At 50.5% G+C, this 13,909-nt stretch carries 10 protein-coding genes and 3 pseudogenes; 9 read left to right on the top strand and 4 right to left on the bottom strand.

The window, feature by feature from the left end; genetic code table 11:
• Positions 1-126: pseudogene (locus tag G5168_RS20720) on the top strand (IS3 family transposase); the annotation flags it as partial.
• 35 nt (positions 127-161) lie between these two features.
• On the opposite strand, the gene G5168_RS20725 reads toward G5168_RS20720, so the two are convergent.
• The 3 genes and pseudogenes from G5168_RS20725 to G5168_RS20735 all read right to left on the bottom strand — a co-directional run bounded on the left by G5168_RS20725 (position 162) and on the right by G5168_RS20735 (position 3,576).
• A complete protein-coding gene (locus G5168_RS20725) occupies positions 162-1,127 on the bottom strand; it encodes a diguanylate cyclase (RefSeq protein WP_421252669.1) in 966 nt (321 codons plus the stop codon).
• A 210-nt stretch (positions 1,128-1,337) separates the two neighbouring features.
• A pseudogene (locus G5168_RS20730) lies at positions 1,338-2,703 on the bottom strand (SEL1-like repeat protein).
• Positions 2,704-2,982: 279 nt separating this feature from the next.
• Complete coding sequence (locus tag G5168_RS20735) at positions 2,983-3,576, bottom strand: hypothetical protein (protein ID WP_421252670.1); 594 nt, start codon at positions 3,574-3,576, stop codon at positions 2,983-2,985.
• A 369-nt stretch (positions 3,577-3,945) separates the two neighbouring features.
• Here G5168_RS20735 and G5168_RS20740 point away from each other — a divergent pair.
• The 8 genes and pseudogenes from G5168_RS20740 to G5168_RS20775 form a co-directional block, all read left to right on the top strand.
• A pseudogene (locus G5168_RS20740) lies at positions 3,946-4,068 on the top strand (IS630 family transposase); the annotation flags it as partial.
• A gap of 289 nt (positions 4,069-4,357) precedes the next feature.
• Positions 4,358-4,897 carry a hypothetical protein gene (locus G5168_RS20745; protein WP_421252671.1) on the top strand — a complete coding sequence of 180 codons (540 nt, stop codon included), beginning with the start codon at positions 4,358-4,360 and terminating at the stop codon, positions 4,895-4,897.
• A gap of 154 nt (positions 4,898-5,051) precedes the next feature.
• On the top strand, positions 5,052-5,519 hold the full coding sequence (locus G5168_RS20750) for a hypothetical protein (RefSeq protein WP_421252672.1): 468 nt from the start codon (positions 5,052-5,054) through the stop codon (positions 5,517-5,519).
• Positions 5,520-5,526: 7 nt separating this feature from the next.
• Entirely contained in the window at positions 5,527-8,265 is a 2,739-nt protein-coding gene (locus G5168_RS20755) for a TcfC E-set like domain-containing protein (protein ID WP_421252673.1), read from the top strand.
• Positions 8,266-8,268: 3 nt separating this feature from the next.
• Positions 8,269-8,997 (top strand): hypothetical protein, encoded by a 729-nt coding sequence (locus G5168_RS20760; protein ID WP_421252674.1) that lies wholly within the window; start codon positions 8,269-8,271, stop codon positions 8,995-8,997.
• A gap of 13 nt (positions 8,998-9,010) precedes the next feature.
• The gene (locus G5168_RS20765; protein WP_421252675.1) at positions 9,011-10,075 is read left to right on the top strand and encodes a hypothetical protein; all 1,065 of its coding nucleotides are present in this window, start codon (positions 9,011-9,013) and stop codon (positions 10,073-10,075) included.
• Positions 10,076-10,124: 49 nt separating this feature from the next.
• Positions 10,125-12,851, top strand: coding sequence for a hypothetical protein (locus G5168_RS20770; protein WP_421252676.1), 2,727 nt, complete (start codon positions 10,125-10,127; stop codon positions 12,849-12,851).
• Between the two features lie 132 nt (positions 12,852-12,983).
• On the top strand, positions 12,984-13,250 hold the full coding sequence (locus tag G5168_RS20775) for a hypothetical protein (protein WP_421252677.1): 267 nt from the start codon (positions 12,984-12,986) through the stop codon (positions 13,248-13,250).
• Positions 13,251-13,465: 215 nt separating this feature from the next.
• Here G5168_RS20775 and G5168_RS20780 read toward each other — a convergent pair.
• Positions 13,466-13,909: DUF1566 domain-containing protein (locus G5168_RS20780; RefSeq protein WP_421252678.1), on the bottom strand; the 444-nt coding region annotated here is incomplete at its 5' end.

Below are 13,909 nucleotides of genomic sequence, written 5' to 3' on the forward strand. Positions count from 1 at the left end.
GCAAAGCGGGATATCAGTTATTACCTGATGGATTACTACAACTGGCGGCGTCCACATCACCACAATGACGGGATACCTCCAGCAAAAGCCGAGGATCGGCCTAACCAAGTGTCCGGATTTAGTTGACCACTACAAAGCGACCCTATCTGGGTCTCTTCCTTTTAGCCATTCCGGACTAATTTTTTACAAAAATACATTTCATCATCTGCCAAGCGCAGCAGCATATTGATATCTGGAGCTGTCGTTGCATCGTAACCAACAATTCCCATCGAGCATGATAGCTGGTAGGGCTTCTCATTGTTCGCATTAAAGCTTTCTAGTTCTTGAGTAAAACGTGCTTGAATGCCCGAGCAATGCTCGTTTGCAGTTCCAGACAGCAGTACAACAAACTCATCACCCCCTAAGCGAGCGATAATGTCAGCATCCCTGAACATCTTACATAAAATTTCAGCCATCTGACATAACGCATCATCACCTACATCATGACCAAATTTATCATTGATCAATTTGAAATGGTTCAGGTCAAGAAATAATAAGGAAATCGGAATTTTTACACGAAAAGCATATTGTAAATTTTTTTCGGCCAACAGCATGAAACCTCTACGGTTAGTGAGCCCTGTCAACTCATCTATCGTTGCCATTTGAATTGCTTTCAGTTCGCTTTCAACCATTGATGCCAGGTCTGAAAGCAGGAGCTTTTCACGTTGGCCGAATATTCTAGGTTTACGATCAATAATACACAAGGTACCCAACTTTAATCCATTGCCGACTTCAAGTGGATGACCTGCATAGAACCGGATATATGGTTCACCAGTAACCAACGGGTTCTCCGCAAAGCGTGGATCTTGCGATGCATCTTCGACCACAAACAGAGTTTCACCGAGGATAGCATGGTTACAAAATGATATATCACTCGAAGTTTCCAACACAGGTAAACCACAACAAAACTTAAACCACTGCCGATTTTCATCAACCAATGAGACCAGTGCAATAGGCACATCAAACATGTTGCGAGCCATTCGGGTGATCCGGTCAAAACGCTCCTCAGCAGGGGTATCAAGTACAGCAAGACGACGCAAGGCATCCAAACGCTGTCGCTCGCTTTCTGGCTCTACAGGAGTTTGCATTAACACTTCCTTGTCTTTTGATTTTGTCTGCCATTTAAATATTAGTTTTCATTGAACACCCTAATCGACATCGAGTTTTATGAAAACTTATATATCAATAAAAGTGACATAGATTAATAATTTATCGTCGATGTCAACAATAAACTCCGCTTAAAACTACTACACAAATGGAAGTAGTCTATTCGGACTGCCCCCAGCTCTTCTAATTTTTTAGCTATTTCGGACTGCAGGCGTCATTTGACTAAACCAGTATTCTGACAATTTCTGAGCCTGTTTGAATTCTGGCTTAGTCATCACAGCTTCCAGGTCATAAGAGGCCTGCACAACCTCAGGCATACCTTCTGTGGCCGCGAGTAAGAACCAGGAATAAGCATGTATCCGGTTACGCGGAGCCCCCAGTCCCTCTTCATGCATGGTCCCCATCCGGTATTGGGCCATGCGATTTGTTGGGCTGCCTGGCGATACTGCTTGAGAGGAAGTGCTTAATCCCCTGTGCCACCATGTCCCAGACGTAGCATTTCACTGTAGGTGTACTGCGCGAGAATGTGTCATTTTTGGGCGGTCTTGGCATATAGTTGGCTCTAGCCTGTTCCAGTTCACCTTGCTGATGCTGTAGCTCCTCCAGTTCAAACCACGCCTTGGTTATGCCACCATCAGCAGCCTTCTTTAACCAGTAAACCTGTTGCTCCTGCTCTACCGGCTGCAAGCTCAGTTGGTATTCTGCTTCGTGGGAGCCGTGCCCTGCGGCCAGCTCCAGCCAGTAACGGCCCAAGGCGGGGTCTGTAGGAACCTGTTCCCCAGCTAGATAAGCCATCCCTAGCCAGAGTTCAGCGTCGGTAGAGCCTTCTGTGGCAGCACGTTGATATGCCGTGAATGTATTGGTGGGGGCGGCCTGCTTGGCTTGCTGTAGCAAAGCATCCGGCTGCTGCTGAGCTGCTGCCTTGTCGTTCCAACACTGGGCGAGGTCTGGTCGTTTTACTACTCCTTTACCTTGCGCATATCGCTCACCCAGCAGGTACAGGGCATCACGGTTACCCAGCTCGGCAGCACGTTCTAGCAACTTGACGGCGTCCAACTCTGCACCCGGTTGTTTGCTGTACCACCGGGCCAGGACTAACTGCGCTTCAGCATGATCCCGCTTGGCGGCCTGCTCGAACCAGTCGAGGCATTCACTCACCAGCTTGCCTTGATGCAGCTCCTGGCACATCAGCCCCAACCGATAGTTAGCATTGGTGTTGCCAAGACGCGCCGAACGCTGCCACCACTGAGTCGCGAGCGCCGGATTTTTGGGCTCCCCGAGCCCGGTCTGATACCAGTCACCTACTTGCCAAGTAGCATTGGCGCGGATCTTTTGATCGGCGGCCAAGGGGCCTGACTGCTCAGCGGCTTGCTTCACCCAGTGCATGGCATTGGGGTAATCAGACTAGCTGGCCAGACAATTGGCCAGCTCATATTGAGCCATGCAATTGCCCAGAGTGGCGGCTTGAGATAACTCAGCGTCAGTGCGTGACGCAGTGGAAAAACAGGCTGTTATCATGCTGGCTGCTAGCGCCATCCATAAGGCTCGGTGTGTCATGAAAAATTCTTCGCATAGTGAAAAGTTATGGATGAGGCACTGCGGCATTGCGTGCTAATCCGTTATGCTACCAGCCACCTGATGGACACCAAGCTGATGCGGCGCCTTCCCTGGCCTTTAGCCTTGCCTGTCAGCTGGTTTGCTGAAAGTGATAACAAGATCTGTACACCTGATGGATTACTACAACTGGCAGCGTCCACATCAACACAATGACGGGATGCCGCCAGCAAAAGCCAAAGATCGGCCTAACCAAGTGTCCGGATTTAGTTGACTACTACATTAGTCATCGGAGCAACCGTGACATCCTCCCTTATCATTTTCTTTTTTCATTGCCAGAACTGCATTGCGCTCTGAAAGCAGGTGGGTGATGGCGCCTCCGATAGAAGCTGCTACTAGTGCCAGCGCATCCTTAGGAAGATTAAGCGCTGCCCATGTCAGCCCTATAATAAGTAGAATAACAAACAGGATATTAAAACGAGATATACCAAGTTTGATGGAGCGTATTATATCTGAGGTCTGTTCCAGCTCTTCCCTGTGACGCAACCCCTGAAGCTTTTTCACTGACTCCAATGACTCAAGAAAATGCATTTCCGCTCGTTTCAGGCGAAGAACAGCATCTTCTTGTGTCAGGATTTCCTCGATTTCTAGGCGGATAAGATTCAGGTTCAGTCCTGGCTTGCCGGTCACATCCGCACTAAGAGCATTTTCAGCCAGCTCAGCAATAAGAAAGTTAAAGGTTGATTCCTGAAGCTGGTCTTTTTGCTCTGCATGCATTATGGCTGTAGGGCAATATTTTTTCATCAATTCCATGGCGGGAGTTTTTTGTTCAAGTTCTTTTTTATCAGTTTCATCAGTGTTATCCATGTTTAACATATCAACCTCCACTATTATTCACTGCATGGCAAAATAATTGGTTACATCCATAACAAACTTCCCAGTATCAAAATCAAATCTCTTATTAACTGTGCTTATTGTCATGATATTTTTGTGTTTTGTGCCTCCTTGCTCTTTTTGTTTACAATGGCATGAAAATGCAAAAAATGCGCACTGAAATTTGTGAATAAATAGGATTAATGCTGATTTTTTCTTTCTTTCTTTTTTTGTTTTTCGTTATTAATGATTTATCTACTTTCGACCCAAAAGTAACAGGTGTAACCTTCACTGCCGCTATGTGTGATTCATTGAGATTGAGATCTTTTCACTATAAATCGCCCCGAGTTTTCTAGACACTCTGTTGTTGAACATGAAATCGTCACGCGCAATCATCAATGCAGAGGAATGGCCTGCCTGCTGGCCCGAGTGAAACACTTCATGGGTACCTTGTCTCCTTTCCCGAGGAATGGCTATGGCACAGAAAAGGTGTAGAACTATTAGGATCAGTTATTTAGTAACTTGACCTCATTCGTGAACCTTCATGCAAGCAAAGGCCTATACTGCCCCCCCAAAAAAGCACTCCCCCTCCCATTTCACACTAATTCAGAAAAAATCAATACACCATTGACGACAGGCATGCAAAATACTTCCCGCTTCAACGCTCATACGCAGTTAACGCACGTTCAACAACCAACAACGTTGTGAGCAAAGGCAAATTCAATTCTGTGAGCATCATTTTCAGTGCTTTTTAAAATCGTTTTTTAATATCAAGGAACAAAGAATGAAGAAAACAGTTGTAATGGCCGCTATTTTAGGTGCAGTGGGGTTTACGGGTGCAGCTTCCGCCGATAACTTGGCCTCCCACGTTTTCACTTGGTCCGGTACAGTGCCTGCCATCAGTACCCAAAGTGATTTTATCATCAAATCCGATGCAGGCTCTGATATCGAAAACGGCACCCTGTTGTTCCTTACTAACCCTACAGGTAAAGGTGTGCTGCACTCAGCTTCCGCCGTGGGGTTCAACGTGTTCGATTACAGAGGCGGTGCCGTCGGTCAACCGGCTAGCACTTATAGCTATCAGCTCACCCATTTGGCCGCAACCAAGAACGGCTTGGTCATTGAGCAGGGGGCTGACGGCTACTACGCCATCAATGCCGACGGTACCACCATGGTCAAGAATAATCCCATTGTGAAACTCACCGGTGGACCAACGTTGCTGACCGTTGAGCCTACCAAGGTAACCAACCCGACCAATCAACCCGAAGCCGGTGATGATGTTGCCGTTCACGCCACCATCGTGATCACCGATGCGAGGATGTAAATACCTGCATACATGGGCGTAAGGTAAATACTGAAAGGGGGGAATACCTCCCCCCATTTGTTGATGGTGTATCCCGACCTGAATATGGTTAAAACATTCCCCCCCAATAAATGTGTAAACCTATTTCAGGTCTAGACAGTTGCAAGGTGCGTAGATGCGTATTTGGATCATGATGGTGACGATACTGTACTATCTGATATCTATATCAGCTGTACAGGCGGCCATATTTGAACGCCCTGTCCCGGTGTCCGTTTTCATTGTTGCGAATCAAGGGGATGAATTGGAAATTGTGGCAGATAAAGATGTCTTCCAAGTCACCTATGATACCGCCACAGCACGCTTCTTTCCATTAACGATCCCCTTCACGGTTCGTTCCACCAGTGGTAACACCGTAAATTACGATCTATTGATGGCGCAGCAATCAGGGCGGTGTAGTGATGGGCCACCATTGAAAATAACAGTGACACTGGATGGCTCGGACATTGAGCAGGATAACAAACTTAGGTTTGCCGGAGTGGAAAACGATCATCTGGCCGTACTTTCTTTTCCCGTTATTCCTCAAACAGACAGCACACAGTGGTGTGATGGCTCACTAAGCGTAATAGCTACCTTGGTTATATAAAGTGTATATGCGTAAAAAATTGATTGCTGTTGCCTTACTCGGTCTGTTGTCAAACTGCGGTTTCGCAACTGACTATCCTGTCGAGTTTTCAGATTTCTTTGAGAAACATCAAGTCGATGTAGTGGTGCGATTAGCGGGGGATCCTGTGGGGCTACGTGTTCCTGCAAACGTCTCTTATGATGACTTTCAGCTCCCTCAGGCACAGATGACACCGCTTGAACGTTACCTTGTCGACAAGGGATTGTCCAGGGCTGCTGTCAAGGTCATTGTGGCGGCGCTAACGCAAGGGGTTCCAGCGAATCCCGGCTGTGAAGAAGCATTGTCAACCTGTACTCCCACCGTCTCTGACAACGAGATCCAGTATGTCTTTGATTATGACAGCGGGAGTTTAGCGATATTTGTTGGCTCGACATGGCTCACGCCTGTTGCTGCCGAAGAGGTGACCTATCACCCAGCCTTTCGCGCTGACAACGCTCTGGTCAATCAAGCAAGACTGTACACCTTCACCGACCAAAACACGGATGGCGCGCTTAATGCGTCTAACTTGACGACGCTGGGCTTGCCTTATGGCCATCTGTTTTTCAACACCCAGTACCAAAGTGCTGATAGTGATTTTGATGTCTACAAGGGGGCGTATGATTTGGAAGTCGGCGGCGTTCGCGCCGTCGCCGGCTACAGCGAGCGTGACAAGATTGCGTTCAACACGACTGATTTTCTCAACGATGAGGCCGACTATACAGCCTATTCACTGCAGGTAGGGTCTAGCCGCAACCTAGTACGAGGCGGAGTACAAAATCTTCAGTCAGTTTATCTGTTTGCCCCACAGGCTGGACAGCTGGAGATTTATCAAGGTGACCGGCTGTTGCTCACGCGGGTGGTAGCGGAGGGGCGTCAAGATATTGCTTACTCTGAGCTGCCGATCGGGGTTTATGACGTGAGGTTGATTCTGCGTGCCGGGGGCCAGATCGTGTTGGATGAACCGCGCCAGATAGTCAACTCTCCCCAATTCAGTTTACCGGTCGATCACTGGGATTATGTGCTCACCGCAGGGCGATTGGAGGACGTGCCCGAGCAAAGTGATTTGGGGTGGCTCAATGGTCCTGAGCATTTTTCTCGCAATTACATGCAGGCCCGATTGTCATGGCGAGCCGCTGAGAATCTGCTGTTAGCCGGCGGACTCACGAGCAATCAGGATGATCACTATGGTCAGCTGGGGGTCAATTATATGTGGCACGATTGGCTTGAGGCCTCTTATACGGCAGGGCTGTTTAGCACTGAGGATAGATATCAGGCAGCGACACTGCTCCTTGGGCCTATGTTCTTCTCAGCAAGTCGTTTTAGCCGTGAGGACAGCAATCGGCAATATCGCTTGGCTTCACAATTGTATGACGAGCACTCTTTCAGTCGCTTCAGTGCCATGTACTCCGCCCCCCTGTTGGGGGGAAATGGCTATGTCACGTACACCCATTACAACAGTGATGCGACATTCAACCAAACACAGACCGCAACTACCCAATCTAACGACGTCACGGCCGGATGGATGAGACCTTGGTTGGGGGGCCTGTGGGGGGGAAACGCTACCTACAGTGATGGAGAGAATTATGAGGAAGTGCGGGTAGGCATGACGGTGTCCTATTCGCTTGGGGACGATGTGACGTCGCAATGGGCGATCACCTCCGATAAATCGGGTCTCTCTCGCGCTGAAAGCGCCCTCACAAAGAACGCGAGCTGGGGAGATTGGTCCGGGTCGGGGACAGCTAGTGTGGCTTGGCAAGATAATGCAAAGACAGAGCTCGAGGCAACCTTGACTGGCACACTCAATGGTCGAACCGACTGGTTCAACGCCGGTGCTTACGCTTATGTCGGTAACGACGATCGGCATATGGCATCGGCGACCTTGACGGGGACTCAATTTCTGTCCGGCCAGGGCGCGGGGCTCACCGATCAGACAGGCTCATCATTTATTTACGTAACTCCCCAGGTAGTGGGAAATGATGATCCCGAGGGGGCGGTATCACTTGATGGTGTGCATTACAACGTGCGTCAAAGCAAGCGACTGACCTACCAGGGTAGTTTGGCGGACGGCAAGATGGTGGTGCCACTCACGCCCTATACGGATACCGAATTTGTCATCGACACCGAAGCACGCAATCTGCGTATTGATAACAATGCGCGCCGTGAATTTGTCTATCCAGGAACGGTGTACACGGTGGCAGCAAAGGTGACACCGATGGTCACGCATCTGTACGTCTTAAATGACATTGATGGTCAACCCATCAAGCAGGCCCGTTGCATAGGAGAGGCATGTGCCGGTGTAGAGCCGCTGTCGGAGGATGGCGTGTTTCGGGTGAGCTATCGCGCAGGAGGCAACTACAGCTTGGTATCGTCCAACCGGCTCTGTATCAACGAGCCAGGTCTTGTGCGTGACGGTGTTATCGAGACCGCTTGCTTGCCAGGGCTGTTGTCTGATGAGGGACGTATTGCCTTTGCATCGGGAGGGAAGGCGGATGCCAGTGACCTGCTCTATCTCGGAAACTATGAATCCCGCAACGAGGCAAATGACATTATTCGTCGACTTGACGGAGTGGACCTAGAAGTGCAATCCGTGCAAGTGGGTAAAGGGCTGTACGTTTACGTCAAAAACGCCAAAGCATTTACGCTTGCTCAACGCAACCTGTTGGAAGAGTTGGAAGCGTACATCGTGCTCAATGATGCGCACATAGACAAACTGTTAACTGCGAGATGATTTATGAACAAGTGGATATTGGGAATGGGATTGTCTTGGCTGGCATCCATGTCTGCGCACGCTATTGGTATCAGCTCCATGCTGGAGTACACCAACCCCAAGGGAGAGGCGTCTTTTGTGCTCACCAACTCTGAGGATTACCGCCAATACATCAACGTGTTGATATCTGAGGTGTTGGTTGAGGGCGGCAAGCTGAAAAAGGAGCCTTATACCCGCAATAACATCAGTAAATGGGCCATGACGGCTTATCCAGCTCGCGCCATTTTGGAGCCCGGATTCAAAAAGACATTTTCACTGGTTTATCAGCCCGTGGTGGGTGAGGCAGCCATCAACCGTGACAAGGTATTTCAGGTGTCGTTCGTGCCGTCCCCCTATTTCACGGATGAAGAAAAGAAAAGTAACGTCGTCAAGATGGCATTTGGATTTTCCCCCATTGTCATTGTGCCCGCCAAAGAGATACAGCCGTTGACATATGAGATGCGTTATCAGGGGGATAAGGTGGTGGTAACCAACAAGGGCAATAGTTTCTTCACGTTGTTCTTGGATGGGTGCGCCGAGAATACCCCGGCCAAGGAGCGCACCGCCTGTGTCGTGGATGCCACTGTCCTGGCTGGGCGAGAGCTGACCATTGCGCTCCCTGTGGGCATGGTGGGGCGCCCGACCTTGCACGCCAAGTTGGCGTCGCTTGGTAATAAATTCAAGGCGGAGACGACGCTTCGTAAGCAGTCGTAATGGATTGGTGACCATGATGCAGATAACAAGGTCGATGAACCGATGGGGATTAGCACTGATCGGCGTGTTCGCGCTTATGGCGGGGCGACCAGCCGCAGCCATGACGGTTGAGGCACAAATCAAGGGGGATGCATTTCGCTGGTTATCGGCCCAGTCGGCGTTTGACGGAGGCGTCGCGCCGAGCGTGTGGGCCACCCCCACCCCTCTGGTGCCAGCACAGTCTTATATTCCCGGGAGCAGTTCGGTGGGAACGCTGCCCATTAGCATGGTGGGCCCCCAGGGCAGCAGTGTGCCATTAACGTTGCAATTGTTTGGTATGGAATACAACAGTCCGGAAGCTACCGCTACAGCGCCAGTACCGGGCGGCAGCGCAATGGTGATGCTCAATGGTGGCTTGGTGCAGGTGCGAGGACATGGCGAGGGGGATCATCGCATCCTCCTCAGCCGTGAGGTGACCCCGTTTACCCACGCCAGGCCCGTTTTTTCGCTTGGGGATGGCGCGAATATTATCCGGGCCTTCACCGATGCCGGAGCCACGCCGGGGCGATATGTCACTCAAGTCAATATCCCGCTGTCGTATGACTATGAACGCGCCGGAGTGTTGGTGCGTTACAACTGGACATTGCCGCTACGGCTCAGCATCGACTATACGCCGGCCATTTTGAACGATGTCACGCTCACCAGTCCAACCGGTGGAGTGATGCGCCCCCGTTATTACAGCTCGGGCGGAGTGCAATATGCGTCCGGTGAGGCGGTCTACAACGGGGTCGCGTCAGGGTATTTTTCCAACGGCCTGCGTCTGCGTCTGAAAACGGGGGACAACTACACCATGACGGGCCCCAATAAGACCACCATCCCCTTGTCAGTAAGTTGCCTGCAGTGCGCGCAACCCTTATTGGTAGATAAGGGAGTCATGACGTTGCCTGACTTGAATACCAAGGGCACTGTGGTCCCCGGAGTGAATGTACCGACCATCAACTTCACCATTGGGGTGCAATTCGCAGATGCCCCACTCAGCACTCTGGAAACGGGCAACTACCAGGGCATCTTCTCCCTGTCCCTCGAACCAGAGGTGTGATGCCACGTTAGGTGGCGTCACGTTTTATTACCTATCGATGTAAACGTATATGAAACAGCATATGAATGAACATAACGAATATCGCGGTGGCGGTTGGCGCCACCGTGCCCATTGCGTCATGGTGACCATGTTGTTGCTCGCTGGACTGGCCGGATGTGGCGGCGGTGAAGCAGGTGGCGGTAGTGGCAACGCCCATGACCCCTCCCCCGTAGGCCGCGTGAGCGCGGTTGATGGGTTTGGTGTAGCGCGACCGAACGTGCCAACGCGCCTTGATTTATCCGCGTTCGCGCGAGGTCCGGGCGCCACCTTGACCGCGATAAGCAGTCAGCAAAAAGGGTGTGGCGCCGCCAACGTGGTGTCTAGCCTGACCGTTGAGTTGACCAGCGAGAGTGGTCTGTGTGAGTACAGTTACACAGTGAGTAATGCTGACTCCGATGCCTCGGCGGCCATCTATGTGTTGACCAGCAACATGGCATCACCGGTCCTGCCTCCCCTGTCCCAAACCCTGATGTTGGGCACTGGCAGTGCCGTTTATAACCTGGCAACGCTGCTTGGCAGCGACTGGCCTGCAGGCTACAGCCTGGATGCCTCCTCCCTGAAGGTGCAGGGAGGGACGGAACAAGGTACCGTCACCGCCAGCGGCAATGAGTTGACCTATACACCGCCCAATACGCCAGACTGGAACCGCATAGTCTTTATTCTCAAGCACCCTGGCCGGCCTGACGAAGATGTCCTGGGCACCCTGTTCATCACCATCTCGGAGGCCTCCAATCAGCCCCCCACCATCGGTGAAGTCAAATATGACTACAAGGCGCAAACCGGGAATGCGGTCACCGCACAGCATGCCGTGACCATGGACCTGGCCACCCTACCCAATCTGAACATCGTGGACCCGGAGGGAGAGGCGTGGCAGCTGATAGAGGTGCAGAGTTATTCCGCCTCAGTGGTACCGGTAGCCCCGAACTCGGTCACCAACAAGCAGTTCACCTTCACTGCAAACACCTTGGGGGAGCACGTCGTCAGTTATATCGTCGGTGACCACCGGGCCGGTTTTGCCACAGGGCTCATCAAGGTGGTCGTCGGGCCGGATGAGCGCCCCAAAACCTGGGGCGACATTATAATGGGTGCGGTCACCTACCGGGCGACCCCTCTCTACAGCGAGGTGGTGAACAAGGGTGTGCTCGCTGAAGAGGTTTGGGATGATGGCGTGAAAAACACCATAGGGGCAGTGACAGGGGTGAGCGCCTCCTCGTATTGCAGCAAAGGCAGCCACCTGGCCACCCGGCGAGAGCTCGACACCCTGCGCAACACGCCAGCCACAGAGCAGGAGCGCAGCAAGTACCCCGTGCAGCGTGATTACATCGTCAGCAACGGTGCGGAATATCTCACTTATAACCTGACAACGGGCGTGACCGCCCCCTACACCACAGGCAGTCTGTATGTGATTTGTGTGACCGAAACGCCCATAAATGTGGTCACTTGGGGTATAGGCGAAGACGCGGATAGTAGCTCAGTTGCGAGTCAACTTACCGATGTGAGGGCTATCACTGATAGCTTGGGTGCATATGCCGCACTTAAAGGTAATGGTACTGTCGTTTCTTGGGGTTACCCCAAATATGGCGGCGACAGCAGCGCAGTGACCGACCAGCTGGTTGATGTCAAGGTGATCTTCGGCAACTGGGAGGCTTTCGCTGCGCTCAAAAACGATGGCACCGTCGTTACTTGGGGTAACCCCCAAAATGGCGGCGACAGCAGCGCTGTCGCAAGTCAGCTCACCGGTGTGAGAGACATTGTTTCTACTTATTATGCCTTCGCTGCACTGAAAAACGATGGCACTGTCGTTACTTGGGGTAAACCCGAAAATGGCGGCGACAGCAGCTCGGTAGCCGATATGCTCACCGATGTCAGTGCTGTTTATGGAGAACAGTCTTTTTTTATCGCCCAAAAGAAAGATGGCACCATTATAACTTGGGGGTCGGTGCCAACTCTCATGGGGGGGGAAGCGACAGATATAAAGACCATATATGCTGGGCGGCTGGCCTTAAAGCATGACGGTTCCTGGATTGGTTGGGGTCTAGACCCCGAGCCCCTCAATGCGGCGGGCAAGCAAGTAGTCAAAGTACTTGCAAATCAAGCTAGTTATGCAGCACTCACAAGTGACGGCAAAGTTATTATTGGTCAGCGGCCGAATACTGGTCTGGATGCAGCATCTACTGAACTCGTAGTTTTGTCCCCTAGTGGGGTGCTGCCGTCATTAGAAGACGTTAAGGATATTTATCAAACCAGCTTTCCAGCACATAGCTATGCAGCACTGAAAAATGATGGCACCGTCGTAACTTGGTTTTTTGGTCCGAAATGGAGGCTGACCGTAAAACCATCATTTTCCGACGATGTATATGCAGCCGCCTCTGATAGCTCCGAGGTCTCACACCTGCTAACTAACGTTAAAACCATATATCCTACTAGTGGCGCCTTTGCTGCGCTGAAAGAGGATGGTTCTGTTGTTACATGGGGGAATGATACATATGGTGGGAATGATGTATTTGGTGGGAATAATATGGTGCCAGGACTGCTGACCGATGTAAAAGGCATTTACGCGAATGTGATGATGTTTAGCGCAGTAAAAAGTGATGGCACAGTCTTGAGCTGGGGGTCGCGTCAGTATTCTAGTAACTTTCCCTATGCCAGCGTGCAAACAATCCCCAATCTGAAGACAATTGTTGGGAACACCTCACCCACAAGTTTCGCTGCCATTTTTGAACCAGAGAGTGAATAACGTGCTGCTATTGCCGGTCATCCCTTAACCATTTAACAGGATGCATGACATAGTCATGCATCCTGTTATTTATTATCCAAAATGATGCGGCATGTATTGCGTCGATTTTATTACACAGTAAACATACACATAATGAGCATTAAAAAAGACCTCCGGGCGGTGATACTTATACTATCCAGTTTGATTGCCGCCCACGGCCTCTCGGTTATGTTATTTATCTTTATGGTTGATGCACTTATTTATTTTGAGATTTTTCAAATAAATACCAACACATCATCAAGTTTGACATTATCTGATACCATAAAAATCCCACCAGTTGACGACGCACAGGTGCTTGCTGAAAACGCGATTGAGTTTGACATTAACACCTCAGCCACCGCTGACCAGAAAATGTATTAACCATCATTGATGTTTACTCAACATAAAGCCCCTGCTAACTAAATATAAATAACAAGGTATAGCAATGGATAAATCGTCTCATCTACCTTCTGTGCACTGATTTGCACCAAGAGGACACACCAGGGCAAGCCTTGCATTCAATTTATAAAGCAAGGGCAACCAACTGGTCGCCCTTGTTATTTCCATCACCACTTCAATCAGGACTATAGCTCAGCTTAAGGCTCCGAGACGCAGGATGCGTAGTACCCAAAGTATGTTCCCTGGGGACCTGTGTTACCATTAATGAGGCCCACACCAGTGAAAAAGTCGGGACCATCAGGTGTTTGCGACCTATAACCGTATTTGGTCGGCCAACCGCGCGCGGTAAACATATTGCCGTACGCAGCGTATAGCTCCACTTTTAACTCGTCTGCCGTTGGTAAGCGCCAGTTAGTTCGCCCTCCAAGATTATTGATATTGTAGGTAGCGCACAGTGCATTAGCATTCTGCCAGTTGAAGAGGTAGAAATTTCCGGTTGGGCCGTAATTTCCATCTTCAGTAAGGATTCCATTTGTTTCTCCACCACTACCAATGCTATCCAGGTAAGCCACTGATGGTGAGTTGGTAAATAACTTACCACTACCTGTATCGAAAATATCAATACATACACCAGCTAATTC

The organism is Aeromonas sp. 600724 (genome assembly GCF_049175135.1).
Taxonomy (GTDB): Bacteria; Pseudomonadota; Gammaproteobacteria; order Enterobacterales; family Aeromonadaceae; genus Aeromonas; species Aeromonas veronii_A.

Coding starts and splice junctions, on each gene's coding strand:
- G5168_RS20750 (WP_421252672.1), top strand. CDS start 5,052: ATGCGTATTTGGATCATGATGGTGACGATACTGTACTATCTGATATCT.
- G5168_RS20725 (WP_421252669.1), bottom strand. CDS start 1,127: ATGCAAACTCCTGTAGAGCCAGAAAGCGAGCGACAGCGTTTGGATGCC.
- G5168_RS20745 (WP_421252671.1), top strand. CDS start 4,358: ATGAAGAAAACAGTTGTAATGGCCGCTATTTTAGGTGCAGTGGGGTTT.
- G5168_RS20770 (WP_421252676.1), top strand. CDS start 10,125: ATGAAACAGCATATGAATGAACATAACGAATATCGCGGTGGCGGTTGG.
- G5168_RS20775 (WP_421252677.1), top strand. CDS start 12,984: ATGAGCATTAAAAAAGACCTCCGGGCGGTGATACTTATACTATCCAGT.
- G5168_RS20735 (WP_421252670.1), bottom strand. CDS start 3,576: ATGTTAAACATGGATAACACTGATGAAACTGATAAAAAAGAACTTGAA.
- G5168_RS20755 (WP_421252673.1), top strand. CDS start 5,527: ATGCGTAAAAAATTGATTGCTGTTGCCTTACTCGGTCTGTTGTCAAAC.
- G5168_RS20765 (WP_421252675.1), top strand. CDS start 9,011: ATGATGCAGATAACAAGGTCGATGAACCGATGGGGATTAGCACTGATC.
- G5168_RS20760 (WP_421252674.1), top strand. CDS start 8,269: ATGAACAAGTGGATATTGGGAATGGGATTGTCTTGGCTGGCATCCATG.